This is a genomic window from Dictyobacter aurantiacus (genome assembly GCF_003967515.1).
GTDB lineage: Bacteria > Chloroflexota > Ktedonobacteria > Ktedonobacterales > Ktedonobacteraceae > Dictyobacter > Dictyobacter aurantiacus.
This window is the reverse complement of record NZ_BIFQ01000002.1, coordinates 267,431-281,105: the sequence shown is the minus strand read 5'-3', so window position 1 is coordinate 281,105 and position 13,675 is coordinate 267,431. Positions and strand designations below refer to the sequence as shown.

At 55.7% G+C, this 13,675-nt stretch carries 10 protein-coding genes; 5 read left to right on the top strand and 5 right to left on the bottom strand.

What is annotated here, in order from left to right; all coding sequences use genetic code 11:
* Positions 1-21: 21 nt before the first annotated feature.
* The gene (locus KTT_RS26030) at positions 22-456 is read right to left on the bottom strand and encodes an SRPBCC family protein (protein WP_126600301.1); all 435 of its coding nucleotides are present in this window, start codon (positions 454-456) and stop codon (positions 22-24) included.
* 290 nt (positions 457-746) lie between these two features.
* Between KTT_RS26030 and KTT_RS26025 the strand changes: the two genes are divergently transcribed.
* Positions 747-1,688, top strand: coding sequence for an LLM class F420-dependent oxidoreductase (locus KTT_RS26025; protein ID WP_162854203.1), 942 nt, complete (start codon positions 747-749; stop codon positions 1,686-1,688).
* A 141-nt stretch (positions 1,689-1,829) separates the two neighbouring features.
* Here KTT_RS26025 and KTT_RS26020 read toward each other — a convergent pair whose 3' ends face one another.
* Positions 1,830-2,705 (bottom strand): SAM-dependent methyltransferase, encoded by an 876-nt coding sequence (locus tag KTT_RS26020; RefSeq protein WP_126600297.1) that lies wholly within the window; start codon positions 2,703-2,705, stop codon positions 1,830-1,832.
* 469 nt (positions 2,706-3,174) lie between these two features.
* On the opposite strand from KTT_RS26020, the gene KTT_RS26015 reads away from it, so the two are divergent.
* The 3 genes from KTT_RS26015 to KTT_RS26005 all read left to right on the top strand — a co-directional run bounded on the left by KTT_RS26015 (position 3,175) and on the right by KTT_RS26005 (position 9,377).
* Positions 3,175-5,280, top strand: a complete 2,106-nt coding sequence (locus tag KTT_RS26015) for an alpha-galactosidase D (protein ID WP_235845877.1) — start codon at positions 3,175-3,177, stop codon at positions 5,278-5,280.
* Positions 5,281-5,834: 554 nt separating this feature from the next.
* Positions 5,835-7,610: a CocE/NonD family hydrolase gene (locus KTT_RS26010; RefSeq protein WP_126600288.1), complete on the top strand. Its 1,776-nt coding sequence runs from the start codon at positions 5,835-5,837 to the stop codon at positions 7,608-7,610.
* A gap of 345 nt (positions 7,611-7,955) precedes the next feature.
* Entirely contained in the window at positions 7,956-9,377 is a 1,422-nt protein-coding gene (locus KTT_RS26005) for a SagB/ThcOx family dehydrogenase (protein ID WP_160146143.1), read from the top strand.
* Here KTT_RS26005 and KTT_RS26000 read toward each other — a convergent pair.
* Both KTT_RS26000 and KTT_RS25995 read right to left on the bottom strand, forming a co-directional pair.
* A complete protein-coding gene (locus tag KTT_RS26000) occupies positions 9,332-9,751 on the bottom strand; it encodes a VOC family protein (RefSeq protein WP_126600284.1) in 420 nt (139 codons plus the stop codon). The genes KTT_RS26005 and KTT_RS26000 overlap by 46 nt on opposite strands.
* Before the next feature lie 15 nt (positions 9,752-9,766).
* On the bottom strand, positions 9,767-10,186 hold the full coding sequence (locus KTT_RS25995; RefSeq protein ID WP_126600282.1) for a winged helix-turn-helix transcriptional regulator: 420 nt from the start codon (positions 10,184-10,186) through the stop codon (positions 9,767-9,769).
* Positions 10,187-10,662: 476 nt separating this feature from the next.
* Here KTT_RS25995 and KTT_RS25990 point away from each other — a divergent pair, with 476 nt between their 5' ends.
* Positions 10,663-11,583 carry an NADP-dependent oxidoreductase gene (locus KTT_RS25990; RefSeq protein ID WP_126600280.1) on the top strand — a complete coding sequence of 307 codons (921 nt, stop codon included), beginning with the start codon at positions 10,663-10,665 and terminating at the stop codon, positions 11,581-11,583.
* Positions 11,584-11,655: 72 nt separating this feature from the next.
* Here the strand turns inward: KTT_RS25990 and KTT_RS25985 are convergent, their stop codons facing one another.
* Positions 11,656-13,674, bottom strand: coding sequence for a TOMM precursor leader peptide-binding protein (locus KTT_RS25985; RefSeq protein WP_126600279.1), 2,019 nt, complete (start codon positions 13,672-13,674; stop codon positions 11,656-11,658).
* Position 13,675 lies beyond the last annotated feature (1 nt).

Below are 13,675 nucleotides of genomic sequence, written 5' to 3'. Positions count from 1 at the left end.
ATGAGATGATTGCTCCTTATATTATCCTCTGGGACCCGGTAGTGGGCATGTTCCTGTTTCAATCCAGGATGTTAAATCATTAAGATGAGCATCCCACGCTTTGTCCATAGTGGCGTAAGCTTCCCATCCTTTTCCCTCACCGATACCACTATGGGTAAATGTTAACAGTGTGCCATCCCTGGTTGCTCTTAATTCAAAGATCAGGGTTGTCGGGGTAGGAGAAAATGCACCTTCCCAGGTGAAACTGAACAGCTGAGGCGCCCTCACTTCTTTTACTTTTCCATGTTCTCCCATGCCAGGCGCCCAATTTGTACGAATGGTTCCCCCCGGTTTCAATTCGATGTCAACTTCTTGCACAAACCAGCGCTCTAAATCTTGCTTTTCGGTCAGCGCTTTAAAGACTCGCTCTGGTGTGGCCTGGATGAATTTTTCTTTTCTAATTGTTTTCATATCCATCGTATGATTTCCTTTTCCCATATTCTAAATGTGCTTTTTTAAGTGTTCTCTCTATTATTCTTCCTCACCTCCTCAAAACCGGAAAAATGGCGGGATAGAACGGGAGCAAAGTCTGATAATAAGCATAGATGCAGCTTTGTCCTTGAGGATTGTCATGAGCATGGGCTATAATCAAGCGGGGGCTTTAAGGATGTAGGAAAGCTCGGGAGATATGGGATGGATGTTATGAGGACATGGATGTATTGTTGTGTGTTGATGTTTAGATCAAAGATTGATCTATGTGAAAGAGGATGTACATGAAGTTTGGTATTTCTCTTCCCAATGGTTGGACAATGAGCCTCGTGGGCATCAACGATCCTGTTGAAGCTTATGAGACGATGACCAACGTAGCGAAGGCTGCCGATGAGACGGGCTTTGATTCGGTCTGGCTGGTTGATCACTTTCATACCGTTCCAACGCCGACCCAGGAAGTGACTTTCGAGTGTATGATGTCGCTGGCCGCGCTGGCCCGTGATACCCAGCGGGTGCGTATCGGCCAGATCGTAGCCTGTAACAGCTATCGCAATCCTGCCTTGCTGGCCAAGATGGCCAGTACGCTGGATGTCCTGAGCCATGGTCGCCTGAACTTCGGTATCGGTGCTGGCTGGTATGAGCACGAGTACCTGGCTTACGGGTACGAATTCCCGGATGCGCCGACGCGTCTGCGCCAGCTGCGCGAAGCTTTGCAGGTGATTCTAGCCATGTGGGAGCAGGATGAGGCGCAATTCGAGGGCAAATACTACCACGTTCGTGGTGCCATCAACCAGCCCAAGGGCGTCCAGAAGCCGCACATCCCGATCCTGATCGGTGGTGCTGGCGAGAAGGTTACTTTGAAGCTGGTGGCGCAGTATGGTGATGCCTGTAACTTCGGTGGTGATACCAAAACGGTGCAGCATAAGATGGATGTATTGAAGCAGCACTGCGAGACCGTTGGACGCGACTTCAAGACCATCCACTGCACGACCGGCGCCTTCTGCTCGATCGCTGACAGCGACGAGGAGGCCATGGCTCTGGTTCCAGAGAAGGCTCGTGCTGGACTCCATGAGAACTCCCTGGTGGGCAGCCCCGAGACGATCCGTCAGCGCATCGCCAACCTCGAAGGGCTGGGATTTGGCGAGATCATCATCGACTTCCCCAGCGCGACCGACCTGACGCCCCTGCGTCGCTTCGCCAGAGAGTTTATCGTCAAATAACCATAGATACTGAACCGCTAGCCTGAGGATGTCAGGTCCCCTGGCTTACTCAATAAGGGACACGGGTCCTCCCGATTTTCAAAAAATCGGGAGGACCCGTGTCCCTTATTGTATTTAATATATTCCGCTTCAGTGGATAAATCAGGGACGGATAACCGTCGCCTGAGCGATGCGTTCGCACTCGGACACGACCAACTCGCGTCCCAGGAGTTTTAAGAAACTTGTTTGATAGTCCGCGCTTCCCACGTCCGCTGTCAGGTTCAGGCGAAAGGGCGCGAGGTAGGAGGCCACGTCTGAGGATTCCAGACCAAAGAGCCAGGGGGAGCCTCCTTTATCCAGCCTCTCTAGCAGTTTCTGGGCGCCTGGCACGTTCGAACGTCGCTCGATCAGGCTGCGCAAGACATAGGTGAATACGAGGATGCTACCAGGAGTCGATTGCCCGACGAAGGCGAGCGTTTGATGGACAGCTTTTTCAGTGAGATACTGCGTTACGCCTTCCCATACAAATAGCGTGGGCCGCGATAGGTCAAAGATTGTGGCCCCGAGAGCGGCATCCAGACTCTGTTTACCGAAGTCGATGGGAACGAAGGTAACATGTTCTGGCAAGCGACCGAAGTGTTTGAGGAGCCGCTTCTTCTTTGGTTCTTGCACGGCTGGAAGGTCAATCTCGAATATCCGCACGCGCTCCATCCCCGCCAGACGATAGGGACGAGTATCCAGCCCCGCGCCCAGCATCACCACCTGCTCGATCCCTTGCGTGAGGGCCTGCTCCACTGCCTCGTCGATATAGCGTGTCCGGCAGACCTGAACACCGTAGAGACCCGGCATGACGGCATCGGTCTGTTTAATTGTGTACGCACGCATGCTTTTAAGCTGCATGAGCATACTGAAAGGGGCGGCAAGCAGATCTTTGACCAGGGGATCATAAAAGAGCCGGATTGGCTCCGGCTGGAACTGCTCAATCAAACGGCACATCGCTGCTCCCAGCGCCGTATTGCTCACGGGCGGGTTTGCCATAAAGAACCTCACTCATGCAAAGTTTTTATGCTTATTATTGATAAATAGCGTATCTGTTTATCAATAATAAGCATAACCTAAAGATGAGTTATTGTCAATCAATACACTTTGTACGCAGGGCTTTTTCATTTTTCTCTTTGGCGCCTACGGCGCCAGATTGGGGGTGGAGTGTGTGTGGTGATATGGGAAGCATTGACAGGAGGGAGGAGCATCTCTTATAATTAATTCAATCACTGATTGAATTAATTATAAGAGATGAAGATTTGAGAGAGGAGGTAACTGGTTAAGTTCGAACGCAAGTGAGTGGCTGGTCCCGGATTGCTGCGCAGTGTATGCGCTAGCGTTACAAAGAAACAGTGTTGTATGGTGATCTTTTCCAGGGAAGGACAAGATTATGTATTTACCTCGGAACCTTTTGCGCATCCCCGTGCTATTTTTATGTGCCATTTCTATGGTGGCCCTTGTGTTTATGGCTCCGCGTTATGGGACCACCGTTCATGCCAGCAGTAAGGCGCTCAATATTCCGGCTACGACCGGCAATGGAGCGGGTCAGAAGCCGTACATGGGTTGGAGCAGCTGGAGCCTGGAATCCACCAATTATAGCGGCTACAATACCGTCTGGCTTAACGCGGCCCACGTCAAGGCGCAGTCGGATGTCGTGCATCAGAAGTTGCAATCCCACGGCTATCAGTATATCAACATCGATGCCGGCTGGTGGATGGATAACAACTGGACGAGCGAGTTTGATAGCTACGGGCGTCCCAGGGCTGATGCCACGCGTTTCCCCGCCGGGATGGCCGACATCGGCAATTATGTCCATAATAACGGGCAAAAGTTTGGCATCTACTTCAATCCCGGCATGGACCCCCAGGTCTACAATCAAAACTATCCTATCTATGGGACGAGCTGCCACGCGCAGGATATCGTGGTGCAGCCACTGACCAAAACCAATGGCTGGCTGGGCAACTACGCCATCAATTATAGCAATCCCTGCGCCCAGGCCTACATTAATTCGATCGCCAACCAGTTTGCCTCATGGGGCGTCGATTACCTGAAGCTGGACGGGGTCACGCCTGGTTCTGGCCGCAGCGTCAGCGTGTCGGATAATCGCCCGGACGTGCAGGCGTGGTCCCAGGCGCTTCAGCAGAGCGGCCGCTCGATCTGGCTGGAGCTCTCATGGTCACTGGACCACAATTACCTCAGCACCTGGCAGCAGTACGCCAATGGTTGGCGTATCGATACCGATGTCGAGTGCTACTGCGGCACGCTGGTTACCTGGGACAACTCGATTAAGGCGCGCTTCAACGATGTCGTTCCCTGGATCAATAGTGCCGGGCCCGGGAGCTGGAATGATCTGGACTCTCTGGACGTTGGGAGTGGGACGCTGGACGGCATCTCGCAGGATGAGCGGCAGACGTACATGACATTGTGGGCCATCGAGTCCGCGCCCCTCTTTTCGGGAGACGACCTGACCCAGTTGGACAGTTATGGCACCTCGTTGCTGACCAATGATGAGGTGATCGCCGTCGACCAGTCGGGCCATGCCGCGCACCCCGTCTCGCAGTCCTCGAACCAGCAGGTCTGGTTCTCCAATAACACTGATGGCAGCTATACCGTAGCCCTCTTCAACCTGGATAGCTCCGGTGCCAATGTGACCGCGAACTGGAGCGACCTCGGCTTTAGCGGTAGCGCCAGCGTACGCGACCTGTGGAGTCATAGTGACCTGGGCAGCTTCAACAATAGCTTTAGCGCCTCCCTCAATGGTCATGGCTCGCGGCTGCTAAAGGTTACGCCTACCAATACTGGCACTCTCTCTTACGAGGCCGAGGCGGCCAACAATTCCCTCGGCGGCGGCGCCAGCGTCGCCGGTTGTAGCGCCTGCTCGGGAGGACAGAAGGTTGGCAACATCGGCAGCGGAGCCTATGTGCAATTGAACAACATTTACGCCAGCAAAAGTGGTAGCGCGACCGCTACCATCTACTACATCGATGGGGACAGCGGCAGGTCCGCGCAACTGAGCGTGAACGGCGGTTCGGCTACCACCTTAAACTTCCACGGCACCAATGACAACAACTGGAACTCGGTCCAGAGCATGAATGTCACTGTCAACTTAAACGCTGGCAGCAACAGCATCAGACTCTCCAGCGCATCGGGTTGGGCGCCAGACTTTGATCGTATCGTAGTCAATACCGGCGCTAGTTCGTATGAGGCCGAGGCTAGCATCAATACCCTTGGTGGTAGTGCCAGCGTCGTTGGCTGTAGCGCCTGCTCGGGAGGACAGAAGGTTGGCAACATCGGCAATGGTGCCTATGTACAGCTGAACAACATCTATGAAGGGAGCGCTGGCAATTATACCCTGACGCTCTACTACATCGATGGGGACAGTGGACGTTCGGGCCAGCTCAGTGTAAATGGAGGGAGCTCAACGACCATCAACTTCCACGGCACTAACGATAACAACTGGAATTCTGTCCAGTCGATGACGATGACCGTCGCCTTGAATGCCGGCAACAACACCATTACGCTCTCCGCGCCCTCTGGCTGGACCGTCGATCTCGATCGCATTACCGTCTAGTCATAGTTTCCAGCCAGCCTGACCGCATTGTGGAGGGGCATCTACGAATATCCGTAGATGCCCCTTTTTTTAATCGAAGGCGAGCTCCGAACTTATGGTGCGTGGGAAGGTCCGAAGATATTGACGGATGGGTTTTTGGTATGTTATGGTGTCGATGCTGTTATATATGGCAATGGAGGAATAATATATGATTGCCATCTCCCCCTTCATGAGGCAGGTCTTCTAACGCTTCATCTGTAATGCAGGTCTTCATGTGCGAGGAAGTCTGTAACATCTGAATACGCGATATTCGCGATCCTCTTTACTCTATCCACGAAGCTGGAGCGAGCTCAGCACCTACGGGGTGATGTCTTCGTTGGCGAAAGGTGCGTGCCCGGGAACGGGACCGCTACGCGGTAAGCTGGGGCAAGCCCAGCACCTACGGGGCGTATCTTATGTTGCTCGTTTTTCGCCGGGTTTGGTTGCCTTTTTTCTCCTTATATGGAAGGGGCCTCGGTGCTGGTTGCGCATTGTGGTTAGAGTAGGTTTTTCAAGAAAAGAAGGTTAGAAGCGATATGATTATTGAGCAGAATTTGATGATTCCGATGCGTGATGGTGTGAAGCTGGCGACCGATGTGTATCGTCCAGAGGGTGAGGGACGGTGGCCGGTGCTGGTGGTGCGCCATCCATACAATAAGGATTTCCGCATGCCGTTGCCGGGATGGGAAGACCGGCCTATCGCCATTAATATCAACCTGTTTGCCGAACGTGTTGTGGCGGCTGGTTATGTGATTGTGCTGCAGGATGTGCGGGGACGCTATGCGTCCGAAGGCGAGTTCCAGCCATTTCTGTTTGAGAGCAGTGATGGCGTGGATACCATCAACTGGGCATCCGAGCAGCCCTGGTCCACAGGCCAGGTTGGTATGTTCGGAGCCTCGTTTCAGGCGCTGGCTCAGTGGCAGGTGGCCAGCGCGCAGCCAGCCGCCTTGCGTGCGATCGCGCCTTCCCAGTCTCCCCATGCGGGAGGCTTGTATCTCTATCAGGGTGGCGCGTTCATGCTCGCGGTAGCCCTGACGCTGGTCATGGGGAGCTTTGCGCCGGATCAGCTGCAGCGGCGCATTAAAGACGACCGGGCGAGGTCTGAGGATATGGAGATGTTGAAGCAGGCGTTGGACGATTTTCCGGCCCGCTTTGAGCAGTTGCCGCTGGTTGAGCAACCGGCGATGCGTGATGTTGCGCCCTATTACTTTGACTGGCTGGCGCATCCCGACCAGGACGATTACTGGCGCGCCACCCTGTCGGAGGAAGAGTTCGAGCGCGTTACCGTGCCCGCGCTGACGATCGCTGGCTGGTATGATCTGTTCCTGCGCAACGACCTGCGTCAGTATCAGCTGATGAAGCAGCGGGGAGGAAGCGGACATGCGCGGCAGCAGCAGCGGCTGATCATCGGACCATGGGGACATGGCAACTTTATGTGGGGCCACGCGGAGCGCCGGTATGACGAGGACGGCTTGGCGGTGAGCGAGCAGGCCGTGAACATGCTGACCGACGTGCAGTTGCGCTGGTTTGATCGCTGGCTCAAGGGGCTCGACAATGGCGTAGAGCGGGAGAAGCCGGTGCGCATCTTCGTGATGGGCATCGATCAATGGCGCGAGGAAGATGCCTGGCCATTGCCCGATACGCGCTATCGTTCTTATTATCTGCACAGCGGGGGGAAGGCGAACAGCGTTGCCGGTGATGGCGTGCTGTCGGCCACGCAGATGGCACAGGGTGAGGAAGATGTGTATCGCTATGATCCGCATGATCCGGTGCCGACCAGGGCCGCGACCAACGTCGCGTCCAAACAGCGGGGCGACCTGGGACCCTATGATCAGCGCGAGATCGAGGAGCGAGAAGATGTGCTCTGCTATACTGCAGCGCCGCTTGAGCATCCCGTTGAGGTGACCGGTCCGATTGAACTGGTGCTCTACGCCTCCTCGTCCGCCCGCGATACCGATTTTACCGGCAAGCTGGTGGATGTGTATCCCGACGGTCGTGCCGAACTGCTCGCAGATGGGATTCTGCGCGCCCGCTATCGTGAATCCTTCGCGCGGCCAGCCTTGATGGAGCCAGGCCGCGTCTACGAGCTGCACATAGACCTGGGAGCGACCTCGAATGTCTTCCGCGCCGGGCATCGCATCCGCCTGGAGGTCTCTAGCAGTAACTTCCCGCGCTACGATCGCAACTCGAACACCGGTGGCAGCATCGCGATCGAGCAGAGAGAGGATTTCGTGCCCGCCGTCAATTGCGTCTATCATAACGAGCTGTATCCATCACACCTGATCCTGCCAGTGATTGAGCGGGAAGGATAGGGCTGCCTTTACCTATCATCAGAAGAAAGGTGATGTTTAGAAGGCTCCAACGCATACGCAGCAACCCCTGAAACAGGTCGCTGCGTATGCTTGAGATAGCTGATTGCGTCATCGGCGCCTGTTGTCACGTTCTTTGAAGAAAGGGGTGTGCTCGATACATTTAGCTGAACATTCTGGCGCACCGCTGGTTGGGTAGGTGGTCGTTGTTGGCGTAACTAACATGCGCGCCGGGGCACGGTGCCGCTTCGCAGCAAAGCCGGGGCAAGCCCGGCACCTACGATCTACGTTTCCGCCTGGCGGTGGCATACGATGGTTTTGTTTATATGGAGAGAGGAGGAGCTGGCTATGAATCTTGTGACGGCCTCTTCACAGATCGCTTATTGCCTGACCGAGGGGGTGGAGATTCGTGATGAGGGACAGGGCATTGCCGTGGTGTCACCATTCTTCCAGGTGGCTATTTCTCCGCTGGAGCCTGGTTTAAGGCAGGTATTTAGCAGGCTGGCGCAGTCTCCATGCTCGATGCGCTGGATTAATGAGACCATCGATGCCGCCCACCTGATGACCTGCTATCGCTATCTATCCAGCCTCATGCGGCACCAGATGTGCCATATATCCGTGATCAGTGAGAGCAGCGGCGAACCCCTGGCGACGCTCTATCCAACTTCAGCCTCGTTCCAGCACAAATGGATAAATGTCCAGCCGGAGCAACTGTATCGTCTGTCGCGTTTCGCCTATCTGCGCCGAGGTGAGGATGAGGGGTACTGGCTGGAATCACCGCTCGCTCACGCGCTGCTCACGGTCCAGAACCAACTGGTGGTCGATCTGCTCTATCAACTTGGAACGACACGCACTCCTCTGGAGCTTGCCCGTATGCATGGGGAAGGATCATTGGATACCGTAGCCGATGTCCTGACGCTGTTGCTGATGGGCAATTTCGCCGCCGCCACAACCGATGACGGTCAACTCGGCGAAACGCAGGACGCAGCGCTCAGGCAGTGGGAATTTCACGACCTGTTATTTCACAGCCGCAGCCGGGGCGGCAGACACAGCAATTCACTGGGTGGCACCTATCGCTTCCTCTATGAACTGCCTGCTCAGCCTGTTATCAAGCCAGCTCCGTGGCCGGTTACTGTGCAACTTCCACTGCCCGATATGGAGCGCGTCCAGCGCACAGACCCCACGTTAGCGCAGGCGATGGAGGAGCGGGCCTCTATCCGCACGTATAATGAGGAACATCCGATCACGATGGAGCAGATCAGCGAGTTTCTGTATCGTGTCGCACACATCAAAGATATCTATACATATGGAGAAAGCGGTGAGCTGAGCAGAAGACCCTATCCTGGCGGCGGAGCCAGTTACGAACTGGAATGCTATCTGACCGTTGACCGCTGCTCCGGACTGGCGCCCGGCCTCTACTGGTACAATCCATTACGGCACACCCTATCCCTGGTTCGTGAGCCAGATAAGGATACCGAACGGTTGGCCATCGACGCGGGCCAATCGATGGGTGAGGAAGGCCCTCCCCAGGTGCTGATTACGCTGACCGCTCGCTTTCAGCGAGTATCCTGGAAGTATCAGAGCATCGCCTATGCCCTGATCCTCAAGGATGTAGGCGTGCTGTATGCCACCATGTACCTGGTTGCCAGCGCCATGAACCTCGCTCCTTGCGCCATCGGTGCTGGCGATTCGGATCTCTTTGCCAGCTTAATCGGTGCTGACTATTACCAGGAAACATCGGTCGGTGAATTTGCCCTGGGCAGCAGATAGGGTGGCATGGGACAATTATTTCCCATGTGCGCGCCGAATCGCCCAGATCTCCTCAAGGTGCTCATCGGTGTGGTCAGCTGTACATCTTTCACACCTTTGTCGCGCAGATCAGCTTGCCGGGCCTCAAGGTCGCTGCCACCCATGCCGATGATTTCGCCGGGCCTGACGATGTAATGCTGAGCGTTCAAATATGGGGAAAGATCGTGCGCCGCTGGTCCTGCCAGGAGAATCGTGTCTCCGTCGCTGTCGAGCAGGTAGGCAATGTCCAGGTCGGACCGCTGTTCAGTCAGTGTAAAGCCAAGCATCTCGACCAGAAAACTGCAACTGCTGGCAACATCGGAGACGCGCATGGCAAAGGATGGAAGGTCAGCCATCGAATCATGTTCCTTCTATCGTTGTTGAACGAGGGCGGCGGTCGCCTCGTAGAGCGGCTTCTGGTCGCGTTGATCGTAGGCTGCCTGAGATTGTGCTACTTCCTGTAGGTGCTCGTATGCCCAGACCTGCAGCGCCCTCACTGGCTCGATCAGGGTCTGGCCCAGTGGTGTAAGGGTATACTCCACAACTGGCGGCACGACGGGATAGACGACGCGCTGCACCAGGCCGTTGCGCTCCAGGGAACGCAGGGTCCGCGTCAACATCTTCTTTGAGATGCCATTGATGCGCTTGAGTAACTGGCCGAAACGCATTGTGCCATCTTCCAGCGCATAGATGACGAGCGGCGTCCACTGGTCGGCGATCAACTGTAGCACCTGTCGTGACAGGCAGTTCTCCTGGAAAATATCTGGCTGTGTCTGTTCTTTCGTCTCCATGTGATAACTATATCATGTGCATTATCAAAACACCAGTCCAGCGTTTGTTCCGAAGTGCCATTCCTTTTTTTTCAGAGGGCAATGTAAGGAGAAACCCGAAATGCCCCACGAAAACGAGATGCCCCCTTAAATATGGAACACTCCTGTAGCGGCGACCGTTGGAGGTCGACTCTACGGGGCGTTTTTCTTTGGTGGGGGCGTTTGGGATTTTGGGGGTGTTGGGGGACCGGTCTGGTTGTTCGCGTTACGTGGCAAAAGGCCATAGTCTCCAAAAGTTGACTATGTTACCTTATGGTCCCTTCTTACATAATATAAGTTTTTAAGCTATAGTAGCCATAGTAGTGATCATCCACGCGTTGCTAGTGCAGCGACCTGATGTGTCACGAAACTGAGACGAGAGATGTATTATATACGTATACCAATATTCTGGATAGAAATGAAAAATCACGAGATAGATGAAAAGAAGGAGCGATAAAATGCCGAAAGCAGTCAGATTTAATCGGTATGGCGGGCTTGATGTGTTGCAAGTGGTTGAGGTTGAGAAGCCGGAGCCGGGTCCGGGACAGGTGCTTGTGAAGGTGAAGGCGGCCGGGACCAATCCGGGCGAGGCGGCTATTCGCCAGGGAGTATTTGCCGAGCAGTGGCCTGCCACCTTTCCCTCGGGCCAGGGGAGCGACCTGGCGGGTATCGTTGCCGCGGTGGGCGATGGTGTGCAGAATGTAGCTGTGGGTGATGAGGTGATCGGTTTCACGAACAAGCGGGCCAGCCAGGCAGATTTTGTGGTGGTCGAGGCCAGTGACGTGACCCCACGCCCTCGTAACGTTCCCTGGGAAGTAGCTGGCGCGTTATTTATCGCCGGGACAACCGCCTACGCGGCGGTGCGTGCTGTAGCGCTGAAGCCGGGAGATACCGTGGCCGTCTCGGGAGCTGCGGGCGGTGTCGGCACCATCGTCGTGCAGCTGGCAAGGCGAGCGGGAGCAAAAGTGATCGGCCTGGCCAGCCAGTCTCACCATCAGTGGCTGAGCGACCACGGTGTTATCCCCATTGCCTATGGGGAGGGGGTAGAGGAGCGGCTGCGTGAGGCGGCTGGTGGCCATCTCGATGCTTTTATCGATACATTCGGTGCTGATTACGTCGAACTGGCGCTCAAGCTCGGTGTGCAACCAGAGCGCATCGACACGATCATCAACTTCGCGGCAGTGGAGAAGTACGGTATCAAGGCCGAGGGAAACGCCGACGCGGCGAGCGCCGAGGTCCTGGCTGAACTTGCCCGACTGATCGAGCAGAAAGAGATAGAAGTTCCGATCGCCCGCATCTATTCCCTGGCGGAGGTGCAGGAGGCATATCGTGAGCTGGAGCAGCGCCACATCCTTGGCAAGATCGTGCTTGTACTCTAAACGCGCATCATGGTATAACCAGCGACCTCATGCCTCCTTTGCTCTCAAGAGTAAAGGAGGCATTTTCTATGCTTAGAAGAAGGGATGGGGGTAGGGGTTGATTTCGTCCACAGTGAGGGGGTGGTCCTGGTAGCCCAGGGCATAGGGGACCTGGTGCAGACGGCTAAAGCCGGTGATGCGGCGATTATGCTGCCCGAAGGTCATAGGTAGCATGCCCGGCATGAGGACCTTCACGCAACACATCCCCGTGTGCAGGTGTTCCGGCGCCGTCTGATCGACCACGATCGTATCGATGTTGCGTTGCAGGTAATACTGGATGAGTTGCTCAATGTCCTCTTTCAGATCCAGTTGATCTGATGGCTGCTGGTAGAAGGTGGCGAAGGCCTCCTGAAAGGTCTGTCTGCGTGGCGTGCGGTACAGGAAGTGTAGCCGTTCAAAAGCCTCGGGCAGATAGTAGACGAGGGGATGGTCGAACATGGTTTTGACCTGGCGGCCATCGGCGAGCATCGCGCGCGCCTGCTCACGTCCCTGCTTATACATCTCATGGGCGGCGGATGTCGTGGCTACGAACTCGCGCAGGCCGCGCAGCAGGGCTTGTTCGGGATGTGGATGTGAGCCAGACAGCGCATGCAGCTTTGGCATATCTTCCCGATTGTCTTCATCGATGCCAAGCAGGCAGATACATGGCAGGGCATGATCCAGCGTGGCATTGAAGGCATGCAGGGTATAGCCGGTCTGATGTTCCACCCGTTCGACAAGCAGGCGAATGGTTGGATCGGTTAGCGTGTCGAGGTCCAGGCGTGGCAAGCCTGGACGGGCATACCACGTGAGCAGGAACGAATCGCGCTCGATTACCTCCAGACAGCCATGAAAGATTGCCTCTTCCAGATTATTGCCCAGGGCGCAGCCGTTGGATACCTCGTAGATGAATGTAGGATTGTCCTTGCCGTGTGGCAGACCATAATAGACGCACTGCTCTGGCACGAGGAGCGGAGCCCGGTGCTGGAAAGAGTATCCCCAGACCCAGTTGAACTCCAGGTCATGGTGATAGGGCTGCATGTGGCAGCACTGCTGCTCGTGCTGCTCAAAGCACTCAGGCTCTTGCAGTCCCAGTGTATTGGGATCGAGCGCCGACCGTCCCTGCTGCAAGAGCTGATGATAGCTCGCATGTATCGCCGCACGTTTGCTTCTAGGACGCATACCGGCGTAGCGTTCAATGCTCTCGAGCACCGAAATGACTTTACTCTGCTGCGTGCGTAACGTACAGCCGGTCCCCTGTGTGGGTTCTCGTCCATCCTGCAACTCGTAGTGCAGGTGCGTGGCGGTGATCGGTAGCGTGGCAGTGTGGTCAACGGTCAGAGAATAGATCAGCCCCGTCTGCTCATCAACGTAGGTCGAGAGAATGTCCTGTGGTGTAGCCGATGCAATCTGGGCGCGATAGGTAAAGACATCTGACTTGTGACGTGACTGCAGGGCAATGACCGCCTCTTGTTCACTATCACTGGCGAGCCCACCACAGGCGGGACATGACGAGAGCGGCACAAAAGGGTGCCGCTGGCAATCCAGGGTCGTTAACGGAAGCGATAGCAGAGCCCGGCGCGTCTGGAGCTGCTCCGGATGCTGGAGATAGGCCAGGACCTCCCGGGCCACCACGGTCCCCAGTATCTCCAGACTAAATGACGAGAGCCAGGGCTGAAAGGTCGGTGGCGCCTGCTCATGATAGAGGTATTGATGCAGCAGCTCACGATCGGTATCGGCGTACGTCGCTCCCAGCTTGCATAGCTCGGCGCAACTGGTGCAACCCTTCTCGCCGGGGATCACGCAGGGGCCAATGATCGCCTCTCCGAATTGTGTATAGACAGGCAAGAGCGGTCGCTTTGCTTGCAGGCAGCGCTGATTGAGCCGCTGAAGCTCCTGCGGAGCCCAGATATCGCTGCAGTAGACGATGAAGCTACATCCTGGCAACTGCTCATCCTCCGGCAGGCATGCGATGATCTGAACGTATTCGGTATCCAGGTGGCGCAGCACGCCGCGCGCGATATTGCCCTGTCCCACCAGACCAATGCCATGCTTTATGGGAGTTTGCCGCATA

What these genes read in the sequence shown, in the direction of transcription:
- KTT_RS26030 (WP_126600301.1), bottom strand. Translation starts at nt 456, where the DNA reads ATGGATATGAAAACAATTAGAAAAGAAAAATTCATCCAGGCCACACCA.
- KTT_RS26015 (WP_235845877.1), top strand. Translation starts at nt 3,175, where the DNA reads ATGGCTCCGCGTTATGGGACCACCGTTCATGCCAGCAGTAAGGCGCTC.
- KTT_RS26000 (WP_126600284.1), bottom strand. Translation starts at nt 9,751, where the DNA reads ATGGCTGACCTTCCATCCTTTGCCATGCGCGTCTCCGATGTTGCCAGC.
- KTT_RS25985 (WP_126600279.1), bottom strand. Translation starts at nt 13,674, where the DNA reads ATGCGGCAAACTCCCATAAAGCATGGCATTGGTCTGGTGGGACAGGGC.
- KTT_RS26020 (WP_126600297.1), bottom strand. Translation starts at nt 2,705, where the DNA reads ATGGCAAACCCGCCCGTGAGCAATACGGCGCTGGGAGCAGCGATGTGC.
- KTT_RS25990 (WP_126600280.1), top strand. Translation starts at nt 10,663, where the DNA reads ATGCCGAAAGCAGTCAGATTTAATCGGTATGGCGGGCTTGATGTGTTG.
- KTT_RS26025 (WP_162854203.1), top strand. Translation starts at nt 747, where the DNA reads ATGTACATGAAGTTTGGTATTTCTCTTCCCAATGGTTGGACAATGAGC.
- KTT_RS26010 (WP_126600288.1), top strand. Translation starts at nt 5,835, where the DNA reads ATGATTATTGAGCAGAATTTGATGATTCCGATGCGTGATGGTGTGAAG.
- KTT_RS25995 (WP_126600282.1), bottom strand. Translation starts at nt 10,186, where the DNA reads ATGGAGACGAAAGAACAGACACAGCCAGATATTTTCCAGGAGAACTGC.
- KTT_RS26005 (WP_160146143.1), top strand. Translation starts at nt 7,956, where the DNA reads ATGAATCTTGTGACGGCCTCTTCACAGATCGCTTATTGCCTGACCGAG.